General features: G+C 45.0%; 24 protein-coding genes. 2 read left to right on the forward strand and 22 right to left on the reverse strand.

Annotated features, from left to right (window positions below):
• Positions 1–192 precede the first annotated feature (192 nt).
• The gene (gene nrdR, locus L693_RS0107095; protein WP_025716671.1) at positions 193–660 is read right to left on the reverse strand and encodes a transcriptional regulator NrdR; all 468 of its coding nucleotides are present in this window, start codon (positions 658–660) and stop codon (positions 193–195) included.
• A gap of 105 nt (positions 661–765) precedes the next feature.
• On the opposite strand from nrdR, the gene L693_RS0107100 reads away from it, so the two are divergent.
• A complete protein-coding gene (locus L693_RS0107100) occupies positions 766–990 on the forward strand; it encodes an alpha/beta-type small acid-soluble spore protein (RefSeq protein ID WP_013309613.1) in 225 nt (74 codons plus the stop codon).
• 119 nt (positions 991–1,109) lie between these two features.
• On the opposite strand, the gene L693_RS0107105 is transcribed toward L693_RS0107100, so the two are convergent.
• The 11 genes from L693_RS0107105 to L693_RS0107155 all read right to left on the reverse strand — a co-directional run bounded on the left by L693_RS0107105 (position 1,110) and on the right by L693_RS0107155 (position 13,330).
• Positions 1,110–1,673, reverse strand: coding sequence for a lytic transglycosylase domain-containing protein (locus L693_RS0107105; RefSeq protein ID WP_025716672.1), 564 nt, complete (start codon positions 1,671–1,673; stop codon positions 1,110–1,112).
• Positions 1,670–2,266 carry a dephospho-CoA kinase gene (gene coaE / locus L693_RS0107110; protein ID WP_025716673.1) on the reverse strand — a complete coding sequence of 199 codons (597 nt, stop codon included), beginning with the start codon at positions 2,264–2,266 and terminating at the stop codon, positions 1,670–1,672. Before coaE ends, L693_RS0107105 begins: the two co-directional genes overlap by 4 nt.
• Positions 2,267–2,277: 11 nt before the next feature.
• Positions 2,278–3,003: an MntP/YtaF family protein gene (locus L693_RS0107115; RefSeq protein WP_025716674.1), complete on the reverse strand. Its 726-nt coding sequence runs from the start codon at positions 3,001–3,003 to the stop codon at positions 2,278–2,280.
• Between the two features lie 108 nt (positions 3,004–3,111).
• Positions 3,112–3,942, reverse strand: a complete 831-nt coding sequence (gene mutM, locus L693_RS0107120; protein ID WP_025716675.1) for a DNA-formamidopyrimidine glycosylase — start codon at positions 3,940–3,942, stop codon at positions 3,112–3,114.
• A gap of 71 nt (positions 3,943–4,013) precedes the next feature.
• Complete coding sequence (polA, locus tag L693_RS0107125) at positions 4,014–6,668, reverse strand: DNA polymerase I (RefSeq protein ID WP_025716676.1); 2,655 nt, start codon at positions 6,666–6,668, stop codon at positions 4,014–4,016.
• Positions 6,669–6,846: 178 nt separating this feature from the next.
• Positions 6,847–7,506: a phosphate signaling complex protein PhoU gene (gene phoU, locus L693_RS0107130; RefSeq protein WP_025716677.1), complete on the reverse strand. Its 660-nt coding sequence runs from the start codon at positions 7,504–7,506 to the stop codon at positions 6,847–6,849.
• Positions 7,507–7,544: 38 nt separating this feature from the next.
• Positions 7,545–8,303, reverse strand: a complete 759-nt coding sequence (pstB, locus tag L693_RS0107135; protein WP_025716678.1) for a phosphate ABC transporter ATP-binding protein PstB — start codon at positions 8,301–8,303, stop codon at positions 7,545–7,547.
• A 127-nt stretch (positions 8,304–8,430) separates the two neighbouring features.
• Entirely contained in the window at positions 8,431–9,555 is a 1,125-nt protein-coding gene (locus tag L693_RS0107140) for a methyl-accepting chemotaxis protein (RefSeq protein WP_025716679.1), read from the reverse strand.
• Positions 9,556–9,687: 132 nt separating this feature from the next.
• Positions 9,688–10,419 (reverse strand): response regulator transcription factor, encoded by a 732-nt coding sequence (locus tag L693_RS0107145; protein ID WP_010349065.1) that lies wholly within the window; start codon positions 10,417–10,419, stop codon positions 9,688–9,690.
• A 128-nt stretch (positions 10,420–10,547) separates the two neighbouring features.
• Positions 10,548–12,350: a two-component system histidine kinase PnpS gene (gene pnpS / locus L693_RS0107150; RefSeq protein WP_025716680.1), complete on the reverse strand. Its 1,803-nt coding sequence runs from the start codon at positions 12,348–12,350 to the stop codon at positions 10,548–10,550.
• Between the two features lie 110 nt (positions 12,351–12,460).
• Positions 12,461–13,330 carry an SDR family oxidoreductase gene (locus L693_RS0107155; RefSeq protein ID WP_025716681.1) on the reverse strand — a complete coding sequence of 290 codons (870 nt, stop codon included), beginning with the start codon at positions 13,328–13,330 and terminating at the stop codon, positions 12,461–12,463.
• 235 nt (positions 13,331–13,565) lie between these two features.
• On the opposite strand from L693_RS0107155, the gene L693_RS0107160 reads away from it, so the two are divergent.
• Positions 13,566–14,654, forward strand: a complete 1,089-nt coding sequence (locus tag L693_RS0107160) for a low temperature requirement protein A (protein ID WP_025716682.1) — start codon at positions 13,566–13,568, stop codon at positions 14,652–14,654.
• A gap of 121 nt (positions 14,655–14,775) precedes the next feature.
• Here L693_RS0107160 and L693_RS0107165 read toward each other — a convergent pair whose 3' ends face one another.
• The 10 genes from L693_RS0107165 to L693_RS0107210 form a co-directional block, all read right to left on the reverse strand.
• Entirely contained in the window at positions 14,776–15,189 is a 414-nt protein-coding gene (locus L693_RS0107165) for a hypothetical protein (protein WP_025716683.1), read from the reverse strand.
• A 266-nt stretch (positions 15,190–15,455) separates the two neighbouring features.
• Positions 15,456–16,397, reverse strand: coding sequence for a malate dehydrogenase (gene mdh, locus L693_RS0107170; protein ID WP_025716684.1), 942 nt, complete (start codon positions 16,395–16,397; stop codon positions 15,456–15,458).
• Positions 16,398–16,413: 16 nt separating this feature from the next.
• Positions 16,414–17,709 carry an NADP-dependent isocitrate dehydrogenase gene (icd, locus tag L693_RS0107175; RefSeq protein ID WP_025716685.1) on the reverse strand — a complete coding sequence of 432 codons (1,296 nt, stop codon included), beginning with the start codon at positions 17,707–17,709 and terminating at the stop codon, positions 16,414–16,416.
• 151 nt (positions 17,710–17,860) lie between these two features.
• Positions 17,861–18,973 (reverse strand): citrate synthase, encoded by a 1,113-nt coding sequence (gene citZ, locus L693_RS0107180; RefSeq protein WP_025716686.1) that lies wholly within the window; start codon positions 18,971–18,973, stop codon positions 17,861–17,863.
• A gap of 364 nt (positions 18,974–19,337) precedes the next feature.
• Positions 19,338–19,541 carry a helix-turn-helix domain-containing protein gene (locus tag L693_RS0107185; protein ID WP_025716687.1) on the reverse strand — a complete coding sequence of 68 codons (204 nt, stop codon included), beginning with the start codon at positions 19,539–19,541 and terminating at the stop codon, positions 19,338–19,340.
• A gap of 356 nt (positions 19,542–19,897) precedes the next feature.
• A complete protein-coding gene (locus L693_RS0107190) occupies positions 19,898–20,275 on the reverse strand; it encodes a LytTR family transcriptional regulator DNA-binding domain-containing protein (protein ID WP_025716688.1) in 378 nt (125 codons plus the stop codon).
• A gap of 11 nt (positions 20,276–20,286) precedes the next feature.
• Positions 20,287–20,409 carry an AgrD family cyclic lactone autoinducer peptide gene (locus L693_RS28970; RefSeq protein ID WP_081752102.1) on the reverse strand — a complete coding sequence of 41 codons (123 nt, stop codon included), beginning with the start codon at positions 20,407–20,409 and terminating at the stop codon, positions 20,287–20,289.
• 15 nt (positions 20,410–20,424) lie between these two features.
• Positions 20,425–21,069, reverse strand: coding sequence for a hypothetical protein (locus L693_RS0107200; RefSeq protein WP_025716689.1), 645 nt, complete (start codon positions 21,067–21,069; stop codon positions 20,425–20,427).
• A 164-nt stretch (positions 21,070–21,233) separates the two neighbouring features.
• Positions 21,234–21,566, reverse strand: coding sequence for a YolD-like family protein (locus L693_RS0107205; RefSeq protein WP_025716690.1), 333 nt, complete (start codon positions 21,564–21,566; stop codon positions 21,234–21,236).
• 292 nt (positions 21,567–21,858) lie between these two features.
• Complete coding sequence (locus L693_RS0107210; RefSeq protein WP_197029842.1) at positions 21,859–23,013, reverse strand: class I SAM-dependent methyltransferase; 1,155 nt, start codon at positions 23,011–23,013, stop codon at positions 21,859–21,861.
• Positions 23,014–23,229: the final 216 nt, after the last annotated feature.

The raw sequence follows: 23,229 nt of genomic DNA on the forward strand, positions 1-23,229 counted from the left end.
CTAGGGGGATCGAACCCCTGACCTCATCGCTGCCAGCGATGCGCTCTCCCAGCTGAGCTAAGGCCCCATTTTTTTGTAATTAGAAACGTTTCAAGCGACTTCTATATCATATAAAATATTGTACCCTTTGTCAATACTTTTATAAAAAAATTATAATTATCTGCCCACCATTATCCTAGATACAGTCAGCGATCAGTCGCTGGCTGTATCTTTGGATAACAATGTTTTCAGTTCCTTCATAAACATGTTAATGTCTTTAAATTGCCGATAGACGGACGCAAAGCGTACATAAGCGACTTCATCTACAGGGTAGAGCTGCTCCATGACTAGCTCACCGATCTGCTGGCTGTCCACCTCGGTGGCAGCTGTATTGCGGATAGCATTTTCCACCTGGGATACGATCATATCCAGATGCTCGACGGATACAGGACGCTTTTCACAGGCACGAATTAGACCGCGCAGCATTTTATCACGACTGAACTCTTCGCGGCTTCCATCTTTTTTGATGACCATAAGAGGGGTCTCCTCCACCATTTCAAAGGTGGTAAAACGCCTGGCACATTGCTCACATTCACGACGGCGGCGAATGGACTTATTATCATTCGCAGGCCGTGAATCCAATACTTTCGTCCCATTGTAAGCACAATATGGACATTTCATAATATCATCACTTCCTTTTTCCAATAAATTCCCGATGCTTTACAGTAATAATTTTGTCGAAACGGATCATAATATGTTTACCACGTCGCGAGGAGGTGAACAACAATGGCACAAGGAAACAATGGCAACTCCAACAACCTGGTAGTCAGCAGATCCTCCGGTGCTCTGGAGCAAATGAAATATGAAATCGCTCAAGAGCTGGGTATCAGCATTCCTCAAGATGGATACCAAGGCAACATGACTTCCTATGAGAACGGTTCGATCGGGGGCTACATTACAAAACGCCTCGTAACGATCGCCGAACAACAATTGGCAGGTCAATACCAATAATCCCGGTAATAATGTAGAAGTAATAAGAAAAAGTGTATGGATAGGCTGCTAAAAACAGCCTTTCCAGCGCTTTTTTTCATTTTAAAGCGAGAAGGCCCATATTGTCATTTACTTGTCATTCAAAACTCATTATAAATTTTTGTATATTGCCTGTAATAGTAAATGACTCGCTGCACATAATGCCGTGTCTCACCGAAGGGAATCTGCTTAATGGACTCTTCCTTTCCATCCCACACTCCCTTATCCAGCCACTCCTGAACTTTTCCTGGTCCTGCATTGTAAGCGGCCACGATCGCTACCGGGTTGTTTTGAAATTTGGCAGACAGATTATGCAAATACCAGGTCCCCAGCTCAATGTTGGCTCCTGGCTCGTGCTTTACGTCATCCAAAGGAACCCTCTGAACCTGAGCACTGTCCATAATCCAATTGGCCGTATCAGGCATAATCTGCATAAGCCCCAAAGCGCCTTTGTTTGACTGCTTGCTCGTTTTGAAATTCGTTTCCACACGGATAATAGACGCCACCAAAAAAGGGTCTACTTGATATGTCTGCGAATACTGCCGAATTTCATCCTTGTACTGAATCGGATAAAACCACGACATCCAATTGGAACTAAAAAACAGAATCAGGACAAAACCGACAAATAAAGTGAGCAGGACTCTTTTTTTACGCAGTATGTTCATGAAAGTCCCTTTCGCTGCCAAAACAGATCAATTTGACGTTTCGTTTCAGCCTGTGTTCCGCTATTGTCAATAACGATATCAGCCTTGCTTCTTTTTTGTTCAATATCCATTTGCGCAGACAATCGAAGTCCGGCTTGTTCCTCTGTCAGTCCATCTCTAAGCATCAGACGCTGGAGCTGGACATCACGTGGCACATAAACAACCATAATTTCCTCGTACAGGCCCTCAAGTCCAGACTCATACAATAACGGGATATCTGCCAAAACAAGCTTGTCCGGCTGCTTCCGTTCGTAAGCCTCCATGCGCAGACGCATCTCTTCACGTATCGCGGGATGAGTAATATTATTAAGCGCCTGTCGCTGGGCAGGGTCTGCAAATACAATCTCACCCAGTTTTTTGCGATGCAGAGTTCCGTCGCTGTTCATCACAGCTTGTCCAAAATGCTGTATGACCGCCGCCAGCACCGGATGCCCCGGAAGCATAACTTCCCGGGCAATGGCATCTGCGTCGATCAGCAGCGCACCCTTGGCGACCAAAAGAGCCGACACGGTGCTTTTTCCGGTAGCAATCCCCCCGGTTAATCCGATATTCATGCTCTTTCACCTCATAACAGCTTCAATATGCCCATCATAATCAGTAATAATGCGGGTAGCACACCCAGCGCCTTCATAAATCGGAACGCCGATAGGAAAAAGCCTGCCTTCATACCTGCAATCAAAAACGTCCCGCTGAATAACGTAATAGCCAGCGCGGTAGACAAGGGTTGGAAACCAAGCATGGCTGCTCCTAACCCCGCTCCAAACGCATCGACCGATAAGGCGATGCCCAGCCAAACCGCTTCCATCGCGGATATACTGCCGGAACTGTCCATATCCGCAGCAGACGGACTTCGAAGAATACGAATGACAAGCCCCCATTTGCGGAACTCCAGAGAAAATACCGTTCGTTCCTGCTGTATCTCTGGAGCATTCAGAGAAGTCTTGGCTGTTTCTGTACTTCCTGCACCCTTCTTCTGGTCCAGAACAGACCCGATCACAGGATCGTCCGTCAAATCCTCTTTGCGATGCAGGGCTTGAATCAAAGAATAGCAGCCGATACAGATCAGAATAACAGCGCCGAAAACAGTCGTATATACAGGAGACAGGACACGAGATAGTAATGCGCCCAACTGCATGGATATGCCGATCACCAGACCTGAACATACTGAAATGATGGCAATCGACAGCAATGGAATTTTCATCTTGCGCAGACCATATGTAACACCGACTCCGAAACTGTCCAAACTTAGCGCAAATGCCAGTAACAGCAGGGCTCCCCAATGATTAGCCACTCCAATTCCCTCCCATTGCGAAGGAAGGGCCTTACAGCCGAAGCCCTTCGCAGTATTGGTACTTGGAACAATATATGAGAAGGATGGGCTTGGCGTGAATGTGCCTGTTTAACGCAGAGGCTGGCAGACCGGGCAATGATGCGTGCCACGTCCGGCCACAACAGATTTTTCGATCAATGTACCACAGTTTACACAAGGCTTGGCGTTACGTCCGTAGATTTGCAGTTGATGCTGGAAGCCACCTGTCTTACCCTGTCCGTTGACAAAAGATTTGATGGACGAGCCTCCAACCTGAATCGACGCGCCCAGCGTAGAGACAATTGCTTCATGCAGAACATGAAATTGGCTACCAGTCAGGCTTTTTGCCGGCTGTGCCGGATGAATGCCCGCCTTAAATAGCGATTCATCTACATAAATATTCCCGATACCTACAACATATGACTGATTTAATAGCGCGGCTTTGATCGAAGTCGAACGGGTTCCGACAGCGGCACGAAGCATTTCCGGTGTAAAGGAATCGTCCATCGGCTCCAAGCCGAGCTTGTTCAGCGGTTTTTCAAGCAGATCCTGTCCTGCCGGAAATAAGTGCATCGTACCAAACTGGCGTACATCCTGATAACGCAGCTCTGTACCATCTTTAAAATGAAAGATGACATGGGTGTGCTTTTCCACAGGATCATGCTGCGAGTACAATCCATATCGTCCTTCCATTCGAAGATGGGAGACAAGCACCAGCCCGTCCAGCAAAATCCGCAGAAACTTGCCGCGTCTCTCCACCCCCGTAATCCGGTGGTCGGCCAATTCCATCGCAAAAGCGTGGATATCATCAGGTCGTTGAATGATACGCGGCAAATTTACAGTCACATGATCTATATGTTTATCGACGATAAGCTCGTTAAGTGTTCGTTTAATTGTTTCTACTTCCGGTAATTCCGGCATGATGTCTTCACCTCATCCTATATTATAGCGGAAGTAGCGCCAAAATGGGACTATCTGCTCATTGAAAAATCTTACTTCGCTTCATACCAATTGGAGCCGTAGCTTACTTCTGCTTTAAGTGGCACAGACAGCTTCAATGCAGCCTCCATTATAGTCGGGACAAGCTCTTTCATCGTTTCTATTTCCTCAGGCGGAACCTCAAACACCAGCTCATCATGCACTTGGAGCAGCATACGACTGCGAAGGCTGCGTTCTCGAAGCGCTGCATCCATCTGCACCATCGCCAACTTAATTATATCGGCTGCAGTACCCTGAATCGGCGTATTCATCGCGGTACGCTCAGCGAACGAACGCAGGTTGAAATTGCTGGCGTTAATTTCCGGCAAATAGCGTCTGCGTTCCAGGAGCGTTTTTACGTAACCGTCCCGCTTCGCATCCTTCACAATATCATCCATATAACGGCGAACACCTTGGAACACGTCAAAATACTGGTCGATAAAGCGAGCCGCTTCCTTGCGCGTGATATTCAGGTTTTGCGATAGGCCATAGTCGCTGATCCCGTAAACAATCCCAAAGTTGACCGCCTTTGCGGAACGCCGCATATTGGAGTCCACGTCTTCCGCCTGGACACCGAACACATCGGATGCAGTCTTCGTATGGATGTCCATGTCGTGGACAAAGGCTTCCTTCAACCGCTCATCATCCGAAATATCAGCCAGCACCCGCAGCTCGATCTGTGAATAGTCTGCCGCCAAAATAGACCAGCCTGGCTCTGATGGCACAAATACCTTGCGAATTTTGCGCCCTTCTTCGAGCCGAATCGGAATATTTTGCAAATTCGGAAATTGGCTGCTCAATCGCCCTGTTGCCGCAACCGTTTGCCGGAAATACGTATGCACTTTACCCGTTTTCTCCGAAATTTCCTTCAGCAATCCTTCGACATACGTCGATTGGAGCTTGGCAATGGTGCGGTACTGCAAAATGTTTTGCACAATATCATGGTAAGGAGCGAGCTTTTCCAGCACTTCCGCATCGGTCGAGTACCCGGTTTTTGTCTTTTTAATAACAGGCAAGCCCAGTTTATCAAACAAAATCTCACCCAGCTGCTTGGGCGAATTCAGATTGAACTCTACACCGGCAATGCTGTAAATCTCGCCCACCAGCGTTGCAATCTGGGCTTCAAATTCTTTACCCAAAGCGCGCAGTTCCTCTACGTTCACCAAAATCCCCTGCTTTTCCATATCGGCCAAAATGCGAGACAACGGCATCTCCAGCTCATGGAATAGCTTGTGCATTTCCGTTTTTTCCAGCTCCGCCTGCTGCACAGGTACCAGCGCTTCGATCACCGCCGCCTTGCGGGCCACATGATCGGACAGTACATCCACGTCAGGGACTTTATATTTAGCGCCTTTACCGAACACTTCGTCATCTGGACGAATGGAGGACAGACCGTATTTGGCTGCCAATCCGCTGAGCGTCTGGTTCGCATCGGTCGGGTCCAGCAAGTATCCGGCCAGTTGCACATCAAACTCGGCTCCAGCAAACTCAACTCCGTGCCAGTGCAAAGCCAAATCCGTACGATGCAGATCATGACCGCGTTTTTTGCGTTCAGGATCAGCAAGCCATTCGCGTACAGGCGTTCCTGCTTCACTTTGCAGTACGTCCAGTGTCATAAAAAACTGTCGTCCCGCTGCGGCAAATATCAGACCGACGATTTCAGCATGATGCGGATTGTCACCATGCGTCTCCACATGCAGCACATCTACATGATCCAGTACTTCTACCAATTCGCTTATCCGCTGCTCATCCAGCACGGTCACGTCAGCTGTGGCTTCCTCCACGTCTGCGCCTGCACTGCCAACCTCACCCGCAAGGGATAAGCGTTCCAGCAAGGACTTGAACTCCAGCTTCGCCAGAGCAGGTCCGGCTGTTTCTGCCCTCAGTCCACTAAAGACGACATCTTCCAGTTGCTTGTCCAGCGTTACATCTCGATAAATGGTCGCTAATTCTTTGCTCATTCGCGCATCGTCTGCATGGGTTTCAACGCGCTCTTTCATTTTGCCTTTCAGCTCGTCCGTATGCGCCAGCACTTCTTCCACCGATCCATATTGATGCAGCAGCTTGAGCGCTGTTTTTTCCCCTACACCCGGAATTCCAGGAATATTGTCTGACGTATCACCCATCAGTCCCTTGAGGTCGATAATTTGCAGCGGCTTCAAGCCGTAGCGCTCCTGAATCTGTTCAGGTCCATATGTCTCTACCTCGGTAACCCCTTTGCGAGTCAAGCCGACAGTAACATGATCGGAAGCCAATTGGAGCATATCCTTATCCCCAGTGACGACCAACACATTAAAACCCGCTTCGTCCGCTGTTTTGGACAGGGTACCTATAATATCATCTGCTTCATAGCCATCCAGCTCGAACTGGGCAATGCCGAAGGCGGTCAACAGCTCTTTCAGCAGCGGAAATTGCTGGGACAGCTCCGGTGGTGTTTTTTCCCGTCCCCCCTTATAATCCTCGTACCCTTTATGGCGAAATGTTATTTTTCCAGCATCAAAGGCAACCAGAATATGTGTCGGCTTGTGCTCCTCCAGAAGTCGCAATAACATCGTTGTAAATCCATACACCGCGTTCGTCTGCTGTCCGCTCGAATTCGTTAACGGCGGCATTGCAAAAAATGCCCTGTAAATAATACTGTTACCATCTATTAGCATGAGTTTATCCATTTTGCACCTCGCAAGTTCATCAATACATTTGAAACGTTGTTACGATTTTACGCATTCCTCTTCTATCTTAACATACAAGCCCCCTTTTTCAGAAAAAAACGGCTGTTTCCTAACCAAATTTGCCTTTTATCTCAAAGACAAGTCTGGTTCAGAAACAACCGCTATATACTCGATCGCTCTACTGATTCAAATCTGGCCGCTCCCCTGTCACGAGATATACAGTGCTTTCACCAATATTCGTAGCATGGTCACCAATCCGCTCAATATATCGCCCTACGAGTAGTTGCAGCATGGCTTGTGAGGCCTCTGCCGGCTTCTCTACCATAAAGGCATACAAATCGCTGATCATGTTGCTGTACATGGAATCCACACGGTCATCCTCTTTGGCCATTTTATAGGCCAGATCTGTATTTTCATCCAAATACGATGTTATCGCATCGTCAATCATTTCTTTAACAATGGAAGCCATATGTGGAATATCCACCAGCGGCTTCATCATTTGCTGCCCCTCCAGGCGGAGAGTGACCTTGGCAATATCAAGTGCCAAATCGCCCATCCGCTCCAAATCACTGGATATTTTAAATGCAACAATAATCCGGCGCAAATCCTTGGCTACCGGCTGCTGGGTAATGATGAGCTTGGAACCCATGTCGAGAATGTTCTCTTCTAGCGCGTTCAGGGATGCATCATTTTTGACAACCTGCTGAGCCAATTCTGTATTTTTGGTCTGCAAACATTCAATAGCCTGATCAAGCGCCTTCGAAACATGTGCACCCATTTCGCGCAGTACGGCTCTCAGCTCATCCAATCCCTCATCAAAACCTTTTCTACGTATCATTTCGAAGTCACCCCTTCGTCCTAATCATCTGGTTGGCTTTAGCCAAATCGTCCGGAAATATAATCTTCTGTGCGTGAATCCTGTGGCGTGGAAAACATCGCCTCTGTATCCGCCGCCTCCACCACAACACCATTCAAAAAGAACGCAGTCCGACCGGACACGCGCGCCGCCTGATGCATGTTATGCGTAACCATGACGATGGTATATCTGTCCCGCAGTTCTTGAACCAGCTCTTCAATCTTGATCGTGGAGATCGGGTCCAGCGCAGATGTCGCCTCATCCATAAGCAAAATATCCGGCTGTACAGCAAGCGCTCTGGCAATACACAGCCGTTGCTGTTGTCCACCGGACAAGCTCAGAGCGGAACGCTTCAGAAAATCCTTGACCTCTTCCCAAAGTGCTGCCTGCCGCAAGCTTTGCTCGACCAATTCGTCCAGCTTTTCCTTTTGCCGGATTCCATGCAGACGCGGTCCGTAGGCCACGTTATCATAAATGGATTTGGGAAACGGGTTAGGCTGTTGAAAAACCATCCCTACCTGCTTGCGCAGCGTTTCTACTTCCATCGTATCGCCATATATATCCTGACCTGCAATACTCACGGTGCCTTCAATACGCGTTCCAGGTATCATATCATTCATCCGATTTAACGTACGAAGCAGGGTTGATTTGCCGCAGCCGGATGGACCGATGAAGGCTGTAACCGTTTTTTCAGGAATATCGAGGTTTATATTTTTAAGGGCGTGAAATTTCTCATAATACAAATTCAGCTTATTAATCCGGATTACGGAATCATTCATGGATTTATGATCTCCTTCGTGTTGCAGTTATGGTCCTCAAGCATTGCACCTGATTTGCACAATATGAAGATTATATAAGCTGTGTGTAAAATTAGTGTGGTGTATTTGTTAACGGTATGTAAAATGGTCAGGAATTCAGCATCAACTCAAGCTCCTGCGCAATTCCGGCTGCGTTCAAGGCAGCTTCCTCTGCTGAACGGGACATTTGGCTGTTTTTAGCCTCAATTTTCGTGACAGCCTGCAATAGTTGGGCAAAGGTTTGGGTTCCGGCCGATATATATTGGGAGCCTGTATGAATCTGCTTTATACTTGTATCCGTCAGCTCTGCGGTGTCACGCAGCATTTGTTCAATATCCGCTAGCAAGCTCGTAATCTGTACGGAAAAGTCTTTCGTTTGGAGGGACATATTCCGCACCTCCTGTGACACAATCTGGAAGCCACGTCCATGTTCACCGGCATGTGCGGCCTCAATGGATGCATTGATGGCCAACAGTCCGCTGTGATCTGCCAGTGCTCGAATCGACGAGGCCATGCCTGCAATGTCACTCAGCGATTGAGTTAGCGCCGTCATCTGCTTATGCTGACGCTGCATTTGCTCAGTCACTGCTCGATAGGAGAGCAGAACATCCTCCAATTCTACTTTGCCGCGGCGCGATAATTCACTCATCGAGCGAGTGAGCCGCATACTGTCATCTGCCTCTTTGGCAGCATCCAGCACTGTCGTCTGAATACGATGGACACCGTCATAGCTATGCCGAACCACATTACCGCGGTGCTCGTCTGCTTCTTTTTGCATACGCTGAACGACAGACAGGATATCACGAATCGTGAGCACACCAAGTAACCGCGTACCTTCCTTTAGAAGCAAACAATCGTAAAAACGTTGATTATCGCGCAGCATCGCCAGCTCTACAATGTCCGATGCCGGACTTTTCAGATCAACAATGAGTGTGTTGGGGTCGGCAAATATGGCCGCAGGCTTGTCATAAAAGAGGGCGGCAGCAAACCTGCCAGTAAAATGGCGATTATACGCATCTCTCATAATAATGCCCAATGGAAGGCTATTTTTATCAACGACGATGACACAGGGGATGTCTTCCTGCGTTTTCATAAGAGCTAACAGTTCTTTACAAGACATGTCCGTACCAATAATCGGAACTTCCCGGCATGGTACGTAAGTAGTAATCGGCTTGTATACATCACGTTCAATCACGGCAGTGGAACTCGGCTGGGTCTTTTGTTCCGTTATCATCGTTCTGAAGTCCCCTTTTTTTAACTACTTGGAGTGACGGGAACATCATATCGGTCATTTATTGATTGTAACGCCTATGTTTGTTAGCAGAATGTAAAATCACAAATTGGACACAAAGAAAAACGCTACTCATTATAGCAAATGAGAAGCGCTTCTTTTTTTATTTACAACCAGTTTGTACCCTACACCGCGGATCGAGTCAATATGAACCGAGTCGGGGTCGAGCTCCAGCTTTTTGCGTAATGAGCTGACATGCACATCCACCGTCCGTTGACCGCCAATATAGTCAAAGCCCCACACCGCGTTCATCAGATCATCCCGAGTGAGTACCACACCTGGCTTGCGGGACAAATAGAGAAGCACCTCGAATTCCTTGGGCCTTAAGCTAATAGACTGCCCTCCAAGAATGACTTCATATTTTTCAGGGTAAATCTCCAGCTCGCCCAGTTGAATTTTGGAGCCGTCTTTCTGATCAGACAGCACACCCTCATCCCCGCCGGATGTTCTTCGCAGCACAGCAGTAACACGGGCCAGCAGCTCAGAAACGCCAAAAGGCTTCGTGATGTAATCATCCGCCCCTGACTTTAATCCCTGAACAACCTCAGCTTCACCATTTTTGGCTGTTAAAATAATGATTGGTGTTGTTAGTCCCTGATGGCGCAGCCTGCTTAGGATATCCAGTCCGTTCATTCCGGGCAGCATCAAATCCAGCAGGATCAAATCGTAGGACTCTCTGGAGGCTTTTTCAAACCCTGCACTCCCATGATCCTCCGTATCTACTTCGAAACCTTCCTGTATCAAATTGTAGGATAGCAATCTGGCAAGCGTTGGTTCATCCTCAATAACCAGCAAGCGTTGTCCCATAAAATAACTTCATCTCCTGTTTACCTGTTAAAGGCGCATTGGTCAAAATTCCGAAAGCTTTTCCATACTCATGCGAACTCGTTTATTTTATCACGACATTGTTAACAGAATGTAAAAACGATTATAGTTCATTCTTCCTGTTGCAATAATGGCAATTCAATCGTAAATGTAGTACCTATGCCAAGCTCACTTTCCACCGAAAGTGTTCCATGATGCAGGTCAACCAAATGCTTGACAATCGACAACCCCAGACCTGTTCCGCCCGAGTTGCGCGAGCGTCCTTTATCTACCCGGTAAAAGCGTTCAAAGATACGCGGCAAATCCTTTTTTGGAATCCCGATGCCTGTATCACTGACCGTAAAGACGACTCTTTCCGTGTCGTTCTCACGCTGTACTGTCATAACCTTGATCTTGACCTTGCCGCCATCCAGCGTATAGTTGATGCCATTAGACAGAAGGTTTAGAAAAATCTGCTGCAGCTTATCTTCATCTGCCTCCATAAACAGTTCATCTGGAATATCCATATGCAGCGTAATTCGTTTTTTTGCAGCTACATTGTTCAATTTCTCCAGCAATGATTCAATGAACGACGAAACATGCACTGGAGAGCAATCGAGCGGAGAACGCTTGGACTCGATTTTGGATAGCTCCAGAATGTCGCCGATCAGTCGATTCAGCCGTTCACTTTCATCATAAATAATTTGTAAAAATGAACGGGCTGTCTCTTCATCCTTAACCCCGCCGCCAAGCAACGTTTCGGCGAACCCCTTGACCGCCGCAATCGGTGTTTTTAGCTCATGAGAAACATTCGCCACAAATTCGCTTCGCATATTTTCCAATCGGCGAATTGCCGTAATATCCTGCAAAAGAAACAGCATCCCGCGGTATCCGCCGTCATCCTCATACATGGGTACACCATCCAGCAAAACCAGTCGTTCCTCAGGATTGTACAAATGCACCTCTCCATGCAGCTGTTGACGGCTTTGTATACTGCCCTCGATCAGCTTGGTCAGCTCGTAATGCTTCTTTAGCTCATGATAAGGTTTATCTGTCACCCGTTTACCCGCGACACCAAGCATCCGCTCAGATTCACGGTTTACAAGCGCAATACGCTCACCGGCATCAATCATCAGAATGCCACCAGTCATATTGCTCATGACGCTCTGGAGCAAATCCTCGTTATCACGGATCGTTTTCATTTGGTTTTGCAGACTGTCTGCCATACGATTAATAGCTTCGCCCAGTTGCCCTACCTCATCCCTGCGCTCTATGCCTACCCGGGCATCATAATCCAGCTTGGAAATACGATTGGCTACACCCGTAATATGCTCAATGGGTGAGGTTAGGCTGCGGGCAATACGATAGCTGACCAGCCCGGCAGCAAGAAACAGCAGCACAAGTCCAATTCCAATGGCTGTCCAGCCGCGTTGTACTCCCTCCTCTACCGCTTGCAGGTTCATGGACAAACGGATATATCCGTCAAAGCCTTTATCCGACACAACAGGCTCTGCAACGTACAGCATGTTTCGCTGCAAGGTTTCGCTGTAGCGTATCGTGCGTCCGATCCCCTCTGTCGAGGCTTGTTTAATTTCTTCGCGGGATGCGTGGTTTTCCATCTTGCGCGGATCGCTTAACGAATCGCCAATCACCGTCCCATCCTTGCGAATGAAGGTCACACGCGATTCCGTCAGACGGGCAATTTCCTTCGCCTTTTCAGAATAATAAGAGACATAATCTGTGCTGGAAAGAGCGTCTGCATTGACAAAGGGAAATGTAGCGCGAAGCAGGTCGATCTCCCGCCCCATGTTCTCCTCAAGCACTTTCATGTTTGAATTTTTGAAAATTTGTCCCATGGTAATTCCCGCAGCAAGGACAGATACACCAATCAAAATCAGCATAATCAGGGTAAGCCTGAAACGAAACGATTTCATAAAATATGCCCATCCTTTATGTAAGTTAAGTCCCATTCTACAGGCTACCTGCTTTTTGTTCCACTGCAAAAAGGAAAAAGGCCGGGGCATGGACTGCCCCAACCTTCTGCTTATCCGTTAATGACTTCACCGCCGTTGATATGAATAACCTGTCCGCTTACATAGGAAGAGTCATCTGAAGCAAGGTATACATAGGCTGGCGCCAGTTCCTCCGGCTGCCCTGGACGCTTCATCGGCTGTGTTCCACCAAACTCGCTGACGGTTTTGGCATCGAACGTAGATGGAATTAGTGGTGTCCAGATTGGACCAGGGGCTACAGCATTCACCCGAATGCCCTGTTCCACCAAATTGAGTGAAAGGGAGCGAGTGAACGCGGTAATCGCCCCTTTGGTTGATGAATAGTCGATGAGCGTCTTATTTCCGGCATACGCAGTAATTGACGTTGTGTTGACGATGGCGCTCCCTTTTTTCAAATGTGGCAAAGCTGCTTGTGTCAGGAAGAACATACCGAAAATATTCGTACGGAAAGTGCGCTCCAACTGTTCTTTGGTGATATCCTCCAGCTTTTGCTGCGGATGCTGCTCCGCCGCATTGTTCACGACAATATCGAGCTTGCCCAGCTCGTTAACCGTCTGTTGAACCGCCTTTTTAGCAAATTGGTCATCTCCGATATCACCAGGGATCAGCACGCATTTGCGTCCTTCCTGCTCTACCTGACGTTTCGTTTCTTCTGCATCCTTATGCTCATTCAGATAAACGATGGCTACGTCAGCCCCTTCTTTGGCATACGTTACGGCTACAGCTCGTCCAATTCCACTGTCTCCGCCCGTAATAATCGCAACTTTACCTGTCAATTTGCCAGCCGCTTTGTATGTCGGCTTTTCAAATTGAGGGGCAGGCGACATTTTCGACTCAATTCCCGGTTGCTGCTCTTGATGCTGTGGGGGTAAGGTTTGCTGGGTTTGATTACTTTTTGGCATGGTAAAAACTCCTTTTAGAATCAGATATCCCTTAGGATGCAACATTTGCATCCACTCTACTCCTGATTTACCCAACAGCTTTCGGATTAAACGGAATGTATGATTATGATATGGAGATCGTTAAAAAATAAGGTATCCCAACATCTTGTGGTCTGCTAGACTATGGAAGGAAGCTACGTATATAAGCAGCAAAAAATAAATTACGAGAATAGCATGAGGGGGTTTGTTGAATAGAATGCTGGAAAAAAAGGTGACCTGGCTGGAGCTTTTTTATGATTTGCTCTTTGTGGCCGCAGTTTCCAAAGCTACTCATGTTTTATTGCACGTGGAGCACGGTAGTATTGCGATGGAGCATTTGGCAAAGTTTGTTCTTATTTTTATTCCCATTTGGTGGGCTTGGGTGGGACAAAGCGTTTATAACAACCGTTATGGCCAAGATACGACGACACACCGGATCTTCATGATCCTCGAACTATTTTTTGTTCTGATTATGACCGCCAGTCTGGATGCAGATTTTGACGCTAATTTCGCACCATTTCTGATTGGATATATCGGGTTAAGGGGCTTAACTGCGATTCAATATTTGGTATCCGCTCGAAGAGAAAAGCATCATAGGCAGGAGACTGCACGCTTCTTTGGAACCTACTTCTGGCTTGGAATCATCATCTCATGCTGCTCCATCTTGTTTGATTCATCGCTTCGATATGTCATTTTATATGCGGGTATTGCGGTTGACATCCTTGTTCCTTTAATAGGTCGCAAAAATCTGGTAAAAACGCCAATCCATACAGCACATCTATTAGAGCGCTTTGCGCTGTTCACTTTGATTTTACTGGGTGAATCGGTCGTCAGCATGCTGTCAGTGTTAAAATCCGATAAATTCACACCTTCGTCCATTGGTTTCGCCGCTTTGACCTTTGTATTAGTTATTGCGATTTGGTGGCAATACTTCGAAAATGTAGAAAAACGTATAGATAAGACAAAGCAAACGGTAGGACAAACCATCATTTACGGGCATTTGTTTATCTATTTCTCACTCAGTATGATTGCAGCTTCGATACAGCTCTTATTTCTGGAGCAATTGGCGTATCTGTTTATCCTTTGTTTTACTTTTGCCTCTGTTTTGATTTACTTCTTATCCGTTATGCTTGTATTTCATCAGTATCGGTTTCATCATCTCAAGCCAAGCTTCAAGAAAATGCTTTTATTATTGGGCCTGTTATGTGTCTTGTTCATCCTCAATCTCGTAATTGTAGTCTCCCCTCATCTCATCGTAGGTGAACTCATGTTGTTTTTTATCATTTTCGCCAAAGCAACGACATGATGTGCATAGGAATTATTGAAATTCAGCTATGCAGCTTGATATCGCAAAATGGCCTGTGCTAAAGAAGCACAGGCCATTATATTGCAATTCAAGACTTCGTAAAATCCGTTCACTTATAAGTTTAAATAATGTGACTGTACACCATTAAAAAGGTAATCAGGATCAGGAATACTGCGAGCAATGTACTGAATGTACGCATCTTGCCAATATAGCCGTTAATCGGCTGATTATTCCGAAGTGCTTCCAGCGCCAAACGTAATGGCTTGCCCATAATGCCGCCAATGGCGGAAATGGCCAAAAACAGCACAAGCACGATGACGATCCATGCCACGGAATATGGGCCGCCAATAGTCAAAAATATACCGCTAACCAGCAGAATGATAAGTGCAAATTGGGCGATACGGTTCAAAAGCTGAACAGCTGACACCATACCTTCCTGCGCCGCGGGAGACAGGCTTCCGATCTTTCCCACTAAAAACGGCAATACCAGATAAAAGCCCAGTGCCAATGTTCCGATCATGTGTAGAAAAAACATTACTCATTACCTCCATTTGTATAAAACTCAAATCTATTATATCGGGCAAAAGGGACAAAGAGAAGCAGGAAAGTTTCAGATTGGGGGCTTGGGAGGCTCCGCGAACGAAACGTTGCTACCATCGCTGGTGATAGCAAATCCAATCTGATATTTTCAGTAATTAGAGAAAGGAATTACTCAAAAACTAAAGGGGGCCCCCAGCCAATAATATGGCTTATGGGACACCCCTTTAGTAAGTGAAAACAAAGATTACACGATAAACATATTTAGACGTTGACTACTTTAACTACATTGCGTACCGCTTCGGCGGATTGATCAAGCGCTGCTTTTTCTTCAGCGGTCAATTCCAGTTCGAACACCTTTTCGATCCCATTGCCGCCGAGAAGTGTCGGTACACCGAGGAACAAGTCCTGATAACCGTACTCTCCCTCCAGATAGGCAATGACCGGGATAATACGCTTTTTGTCTTTTACAATCGCTTCTGTCATCTGTGTAAGCGAGGCTGCCGGGGCATAGTATGCACTACCATTCCCCAACAGGTTCACAATCTCACCACCGCCGACACGTGTCCGTTGTACGATTGCTTCAATACGTTCCGGCGAAATCAAAGCTTCAATAGGGATACCACCGACACTGGAATAGCGTACCAGTGGCACCATATCATCACCGTGCCCCCCCATAACAAAGCCGCGCACGTCTTCAACGGATACATTCAATTCTTGTGCAATAAAGGTACAATACCGCGCTGTATCCAGCACACCCGATTGACCGATAACCCGATTTTTCGGAAAACCAAGCGTTTGGTATGCAGTATAAGTCATCGCATCGACCGGATTACTCAGAATTATTACGATAGAATCCGGTGCATACTTTTTTACGTTCTCGCACACGGATTTTACAATTCCTGCGTTGGTATTGACCAAATCGTCACGACTCATGCCGGGCTTGCGTGCAATTCCAGCTGTAATGATAACAATATCTGAATTGGCTGCATCCTCATAGTTGGAAGTACCTGTGACCAGGCTGTCAAAACCCTGTACCGGACCGGCCTCCAGGATATCGAGCGCCTTGCCCTTGGTCGGATTCTCAAGTTGCGGAATATCAATCAGCACGACATCGCCCAGCTCCTTTTGAGCCAGCATCAAAGCGGTAGTGGCACCGGTAAAACCGGCGCCAACAATAGATATTTTTTTACGTTGAATGGTCACGTGGCATCTCCCCTTCCTACAGGTTACTAATAATAGTATCTGCAAATTCGGAGCATTTCACTTGTGTAGCGCCATCCATCAGGCGGGCAAAGTCATACGTTACGATTTTCTGATTAATGGACGTTTCCAGTCCTTTATAGATCAGGTCAGCGGCTTCCTTCCAGCCCAAGTGCTCAAGCAGCATGACGCCGGACAAAATCACAGAGCCAGGGTTCACAACGTCTTTGTCAGCATATTTTGGCGCTGTGCCATGTGTAGCTTCAAAAATGGCATGCCCTGTTACATAGTTAATGTTCGCACCTGGAGCAATACCGATTCCACCGACTTGAGCAGCCAGCGCATCGGACAGATAGTCCCCGTTCAGGTTCAGCGTAGCAATAACATCAAATTCGGATGGGCGTGTCAGCACTTGTTGAAGTGCAATATCAGCAATCGCATCCTTGATGATGATTTTGCCTGCATCTTCAGCGGCTTTTTGAGCTGCATTGGCCGCATCTTCGCCATCTTTTTCCTTAATGGCATCATATTGAGCCCAAGTAAATACTTTATCTGCAAATTCTTCCTCAGCTACTTCATAACCCCAGTTTTTGAAAGCACCTTCGGTAAATTTCATAATGTTGCCTTTGTGTACGAGCGTTACGCTCTTGCGTCCGTGATCAACAGCATACTGAATGGCTGCGCGCACCAGACGTTTTGAACCTTCGGAGGAAACCGGCTTAATCCCGATCCCCGAGGTTTCAGGGAAACGGATTTTGTTCACACCCAGCTCTTGCTGGAGGAACTGAATGACCTTTTTCACGTCTTCGGAGCCTTCGGCATACTCGATACCTGCGTAGATATCTTCTGTGTTCTCACGGAAAATAACCATATCTACCAACTCAGGACGTTTTACCGGAGACGGTACGCCGTTAAAGTAACGAACAGGACGCAGACATACGTACAAATCCAGTTCTTGGCGCAACGCCACATTCAAGGAACGAATGCCACCGCCAATAGGTGTCGTAAGCGGACCTTTAATGGCTACAATATACTCACGGATGGCTTCCAGTGTATCGTTAGGCAGCCACTCACCGTATGTATTGAAAGCTTTCTCACCAGCGAATACTTCATACCAGGCAATCTTTTTAGTACCGCTATATGCTTTATCTACAGCTGCGTCCAGTACGCGCTTGGATGCCTTCCAGATGTCACGTCCTGTGCCATCACCTTCGATGAACGGAATAACCGGATGGTTCGGAACCTGTAGCTGACCGTTATCAATCGTAATTTTTTCGCCTTCAGTTGGGAGCTCAAACTTTTCAAATTTCACCATAAGTTCCTTTTCCTCCTCAGATATGAATGGGTACATGGCGAAAGAAGTGATCTTCATCACAGACAAAAACGTCTATCCCTCGCCGTCCCCTTTATTGTACCTTATTTTTTAAATTCAGGATATACAACCTTGATATTCCTTCAACAAGGAATTAGCGCATCTCTGGCGCCACGTATTTTTGATCCATCGGGCCTGTATACTCGGCACGCGGACGGATCAGACGATTATTTTCATACTGCTCCAAAATGTGCGCGGTCCACCCGGATACACGGCTCACAGCAAAGATCGGTGTAAACAGGTCTTGCTTTATACCCAGTTGGGTATAAACAGAGGCAGAATAAAAATCGACATTTGGTTTCAAGCCCTTTTGTCCTGTCACAATTTCCTCAATTCGAACCGACATATCAAACAACGTGGTATCACCGTTCATTTGGCCCAGCTCACGGGACATCTTGTGCAGGTGCTTGGCACGCGGATCACCGTTTTTATAGACACGATGCCCAAAGCCCATGATTTTTTCACGGTTATCCAGTTTGGCCTGAATATACGAGTCCACCTGATCCAAACCGCCAATTTCCTCCAGTGTCCTGGCAACAGCCTCATTGGCTCCGCCGTGCAGCGGTCCTTTTAAAGCGCCAATGGCAGACGTAATCCCTGAATAAATATCCGACAATGTAGCTACCGTTACACGCGCAGCAAAAGTCGAAGCATTCAATTCGTGATCGGCATGCAGCACAAGAGCCTGATTAAACGCTTTGACAGCTGTCTCTTCTGGCTCCTTGCCAGTAAGCTGGTACAAAAAGTTTTCAGCGATGGAAACACCTTTTTTAGGCGCAATCGGCTCCAAGCCCTCGCGTATACGCGCTATAGCTGCCACAATGGTAGGCAATTGCGCCTGAAGCTTGACGGTTTTGGTCACATTAGACTCTCTGGACATATCATCCGCATCTGGATCATACAAAGCGAGAGACGACACGGCTGACCTCAAGGCGGCCATCGTGCTCAAATCTTTCGGATACAGCTTTAACTGAGTAATAATTTCCTCCGGAATAGCAGCATATTCGCTTAATTGATTGCGAAGCTCCTGCAATTGCGCTTGATCGGGCAGTTTTCCAAACCACAACAAATAAGCTACCTCTTCAAAATCGGCGTTAACAGCCAAATCATCAATGTTATAACCCCGGTACGTGAGAACGCCATCTACGATAGAGCTTATGGAGGAAGTGGTCGCCACAATTCCTTCCAGACCTTTAGTCGCTGTCATCGTTACATCTCTCCTCTGTAAAAACATTGTGAACGGACTTGCAATGTAAACATTTTCAAAAGTAAGATATGCCTTTTAAATAGCTAAGTAATATTAACGCCATATGTCAATATTTAAATCTTCTTTCACTATACTGGATTTTGTCGTTTATGTGAACATTCAGGGCTATTCCGACACATTCAAATGTTTTATCGCTTCTATAAAACAACGCTTTCAATAATTTTTATCTATGTACATCAGCCTTTGTCAGTGTGTTCGGTACTATCGTGGGGGTTTGCACTTTTTTACACAAAAAAATATTCAACGTGAATCAACGTATTTCAACGTGATTCACGCGAATTGTGGGAAAAATGTGGGGGTAATTTCAATTTCTAAAGGCGATTTTCTCGAAGGGAACATCGTAAAATTCTAACAATTTAACAGCTACTAAAATCGGAGTTGTGCTATGATCAGCTTCATAACCTGTCAATTCATCGGGTGTAATGTTAGCATAGGTTGCAGCTTCTTCGATACTATATCCAAGTTCACGCCTTACAGTTCCTATACCCATTTTTTTTGTTTTTTCCATCTATTTCTCTCTCCCCTGATGTGATTGATAAAAAAACAATTTACCTTTATACTCTCTGTGAATTCTTATTCGTGGGATCTAACTTGGCTATCCTGGCAGGGATGCCAACCCACATTTGTGCGTCTCTCTTATGGGAGGCGTTTTTTTGTTACATCCGAGCTATATAATTATCTAGGCTTATCCGCCTCCCTTTATTTTCAAAATCGAACCTTATACCTATATTAAATCCCAATATTAGGTGCTTTGGCAACATAAATTCGGGATCTCGAGTTCGCCCTAAAACATGACACAATTCGACAAAATAAATGCATTTGATTCGACAAAAAAAGACCGCTATAGTGCGGTCTTGTTAATATTCATGCTATTACTGCACCAGGATTATAAACACCTAGCTTGATCATTGCTTTATCAAAGCGATTATGCGATATTTCACACTTTTCTTTTTTTCCGCCATCTGTATCCCTAAAATGGACCTCTTTAAAGATACTATTAACAGATACTACATTGTCCGCATTAAAGATGCTACTACGTGAGGCAGAGATGAATTTGTATCCGCTGTTTTTAAGTGCATTTTTACAATACACTAGCGGACCCGGCATATAATAAATACCTGTATGAGCGTGTATAACAAGCCGCTTTCTAACAGAACTATCGTAATAAATCCAGTTCACTAACTTAACGGACAGTTTCATGTAGCCCGATGTCCCATCTGTGTTTGTCGTTACAGTCAGCAAAAGAACCCCTCCTATTTCATTAGCTCGTCCGGTGGCGTTGGGCTGTGGATAAAAGCCACGCTGGCTGTACCAACAGATAGTGCAGCTACAGCAGCCAGGCAAGATGATAACATTCCAAAAAAGCGTTTTGACATTTAAGTCACCTCCTTTCAATCGTCCTCGTCTTCTTTAGCAAAATACTCGCGTTCTTTATACAAGGAATAATACAAGAACATGGCTGATACAATTATCAAAAAAAGCATAATGTATAGCATATTATTAACAAACATAATAACGGCTGACGCTGTGAGGGCAAGTAAAATAAAAACAACCACTATTATGTGTTCCCATTTCAAACGAAATCGCTCAAACTCAGCATCAAATCCGATCTTGAACTTGTTAAGTAACCAGCTTATAAAAAAGGTCCACAAACTGGTTACTAGTTGTACTACACTGCCCTTGGCGGAAAATTGCATATCTTGATTGAAATCACCGAACAAGGCCAAAATAACAATCAGTTGCAGTAAAGTATACAAAAACATTCCAGTCACAGATATAATGCTTGCCCACAAAATTGGTACTCTGACTATAGTTGCTATAAGTAATATATAGACTATTATCGTGATCGTAGGTACTAGAAAATAAAGTTTTAAATCCTCACGGAGAAAGTAACTTTGTAGGTTCATCACAAGAAAAACGAACATAGAAGGCCAAAAATAATGCCAGGATTTCATGCGAAAAATTGATAGCATAATAGTAAAAACGGCAAAAGCCTCTATATTAGAAAAAAACAGAAACCTAACAGCCTCCCACACCACAACATACCCCCGTAGTATTTTTAACTAATTGTATATCTCTAGATACGAGAGTGGCAATCCAATTGATGACAATAAAAGGCTGTGTTAGGTTTATTTTCGACCATACTATAAGTCGTTTTTTCCTACTAATGATATCGGATATAAGTGAGTATTTCTTTATATTATTGGGCCGACACAATATCCTCCAGCTTAACCCAACTAAAATCATCCTCGCCGCGAGACAGCTTTACTTCGCGTCTAGCCGTGTTAATTACTGTTACCACACCCGACATAACCTCATCATCAAACGGGCTGAATACGGTCACCGTGACGGCTGTACGTGAGTTGTAAGAGTCTATAAGTGCCTGTTCGATTAGTTGCACCTCTTGGTCGTCGAGTTCTGGTTTACCGCGGCGCTGACGGTCTTTCATAAGCTTCAGATACGCCTCTTTATGCTCAGGGATAATTATCCGGCTGCTTTCCCAAATTCCATTTCCCTCAAGTTTCTTTCCCATGTATGTAGCCTCCTGATGTATTATGTAGAAATTATAATGCGAACAAACGTTCCTTACAAGTGATATCTTTTCCAATGGGCAAAAAAATAAACCCCAGAGCAATCTAGGGTTTTGATAATCCGTAAAATATCCAACAAGCGCGTTACTTTTTTAGCAATATTCATAATAGAATCCGTTTTGCTGTATAAGTTAGTGGAAAATAAGATAAAGAACTCTTACTGAATCTAAAAAGTTTTAGTGCTTATCTGTTAACTCATACATCACAGTAAACCAAATAAAAATTTTATTATAACTATTCCATTTTTTGAAGCCATATACTTCCGCCAGTATTCTTAAAACATTGTGGCATAAACTTGTTATAATCTTCTTTATAAAAATTTATTAAATAAGAACTCCAAAATTTTATTTTATACGCGTTATTATACTGTAAGAACGAACGTAGCATATACACTTCATTCCACGCTCTTCCCTCATAAACCCATTCTTTAAGATACTCAAAAGGATACAAAATATCGTGAAAGTGAATAAAAACTCCCTTTTTTAATAAAGGTAAAATTTCGAAAAAGATATAATTAACATCGCTCCCTGTTTTAGAAACATGAGTGCTGTCAATAAAAAGAATATCTCCTGCTGAAAGTGTAGCAAATTCACTCAAATCAACTTCCTGAAGTTTTTTTTCTATTATTCTGACCCTATCATTTGCTTTGAGAAGAGACTGAAGTCTTTCAGGGTACGGCTCAATAAACGTACATACAAGTTCATTGTTAAAATACCGCTCATTGACATCCAAAGTTGCCGCAGATGAGAAGCCAGAACCTATTTCTATAATTTTTTTAGGTTTGAAATGCCTCAAAATGCAATATAAAAAAATGCCATCCGAATAAGAGAAGAATGGGTTGTTTAGATAGTATCTAAAGTTATCTTGCTTTTCATCACTAAAAGGCAGGTCCCTGTAATATTCTTTAAAAGCATCAAATAACATAAATTGTTCTTCAGTATTCAAATCAATGCCTGGTATTTCAGTTGGTTTGCATTTAAATATTTTATCTTCTTGTGATTTCACTTCATCTAATGCAGGTATTGGTGAATAATAGTGCCCCGGAGGAACCCAACTTTTATATTGTTGAACTTCTAAAAGAAGCTCTTGAATTTGGATCTCTCGGTTACTGTTTTCTTTAGAAATCCGCATCAAATGATCTTTTAGCTCATCACGTTCTTTAGTAAGGACCGACCTCTGTTCTATTAGTTGATCGTTTTCCTGTGACGAATTGTGCAGATAGTGTTTTAATTGATCCCTTTCCTCAATTAGAACATTTCTCTGCGCTTCTAGCTGATTATTATCCTGAGATAAATTATGTAAATATTCTTTTAATTGATCGCGCTCAGACGCTATAAGATCTCTTTCATATGCAAGATCCGAATTCAAATTTTCAATGGAATTTTCCATACATTAGACCTCTCTTATTTGCAGTTTAAGTATACAGGTATATGTGCCATCGTTTCATCTAATGTTTTCATGACACTCCCTCTACCATTGTAAGGCATAAGGTAACATATTCCAAGGTAGTAGCTTCATGCAAAAGCACAGTTTGGTCTTGAAAAGAAACAACCCCGGAGCAATCCGGGGTTCAGGCTGTCGAGAAAGTCTCGACAGCCTATTTTA

The sequence above is a fragment of the Paenibacillus sp. 1-18 genome (assembly GCF_000520755.1).
Taxonomy (GTDB): domain Bacteria; phylum Bacillota; class Bacilli; order Paenibacillales; family Paenibacillaceae; genus Paenibacillus; species Paenibacillus brasilensis.

Excerpts from the sequence above, each read along its gene's own strand:
- nrdR (WP_025716671.1), bottom strand. The coding sequence starts at position 660 with ATGAAATGTCCATATTGTGCTTACAATGGGACGAAAGTATTGGATTCA.
- L693_RS0107100 (WP_013309613.1), top strand. The coding sequence starts at position 766 with ATGGCACAAGGAAACAATGGCAACTCCAACAACCTGGTAGTCAGCAGA.
- L693_RS0107105 (WP_025716672.1), bottom strand. The coding sequence starts at position 1,673 with ATGAACATACTGCGTAAAAAAAGAGTCCTGCTCACTTTATTTGTCGGT.
- coaE (WP_025716673.1), bottom strand. The coding sequence starts at position 2,266 with ATGAATATCGGATTAACCGGGGGGATTGCTACCGGAAAAAGCACCGTG.
- mutM (WP_025716675.1), bottom strand. The coding sequence starts at position 3,942 with ATGCCGGAATTACCGGAAGTAGAAACAATTAAACGAACACTTAACGAG.
- polA (WP_025716676.1), bottom strand. The coding sequence starts at position 6,668 with ATGGATAAACTCATGCTAATAGATGGTAACAGTATTATTTACAGGGCA.
- phoU (WP_025716677.1), bottom strand. The coding sequence starts at position 7,506 with ATGATACGTAGAAAAGGTTTTGATGAGGGATTGGATGAGCTGAGAGCC.
- pstB (WP_025716678.1), bottom strand. The coding sequence starts at position 8,303 with ATGAATGATTCCGTAATCCGGATTAATAAGCTGAATTTGTATTATGAG.
- L693_RS0107140 (WP_025716679.1), bottom strand. The coding sequence starts at position 9,555 with ATGATAACGGAACAAAAGACCCAGCCGAGTTCCACTGCCGTGATTGAA.
- L693_RS0107145 (WP_010349065.1), bottom strand. The coding sequence starts at position 10,419 with ATGGGACAACGCTTGCTGGTTATTGAGGATGAACCAACGCTTGCCAGA.
- pnpS (WP_025716680.1), bottom strand. The coding sequence starts at position 12,350 with ATGAAATCGTTTCGTTTCAGGCTTACCCTGATTATGCTGATTTTGATT.
- L693_RS0107155 (WP_025716681.1), bottom strand. The coding sequence starts at position 13,330 with ATGCCAAAAAGTAATCAAACCCAGCAAACCTTACCCCCACAGCATCAA.
- L693_RS0107160 (WP_025716682.1), top strand. The coding sequence starts at position 13,566 with ATGCTGGAAAAAAAGGTGACCTGGCTGGAGCTTTTTTATGATTTGCTC.
- L693_RS0107165 (WP_025716683.1), bottom strand. The coding sequence starts at position 15,189 with ATGTTTTTTCTACACATGATCGGAACATTGGCACTGGGCTTTTATCTG.
- icd (WP_025716685.1), bottom strand. The coding sequence starts at position 17,709 with ATGGTGAAATTTGAAAAGTTTGAGCTCCCAACTGAAGGCGAAAAAATT.
- citZ (WP_025716686.1), bottom strand. The coding sequence starts at position 18,973 with ATGACAGCGACTAAAGGTCTGGAAGGAATTGTGGCGACCACTTCCTCC.
- L693_RS0107185 (WP_025716687.1), bottom strand. The coding sequence starts at position 19,541 with ATGGAAAAAACAAAAAAAATGGGTATAGGAACTGTAAGGCGTGAACTT.
- L693_RS28970 (WP_081752102.1), bottom strand. The coding sequence starts at position 20,409 with ATGTCAAAACGCTTTTTTGGAATGTTATCATCTTGCCTGGCTGCTGTA.
- L693_RS0107205 (WP_025716690.1), bottom strand. The coding sequence starts at position 21,566 with ATGGGAAAGAAACTTGAGGGAAATGGAATTTGGGAAAGCAGCCGGATA.
- L693_RS0107210 (WP_197029842.1), bottom strand. The coding sequence starts at position 23,013 with ATGGAAAATTCCATTGAAAATTTGAATTCGGATCTTGCATATGAAAGA.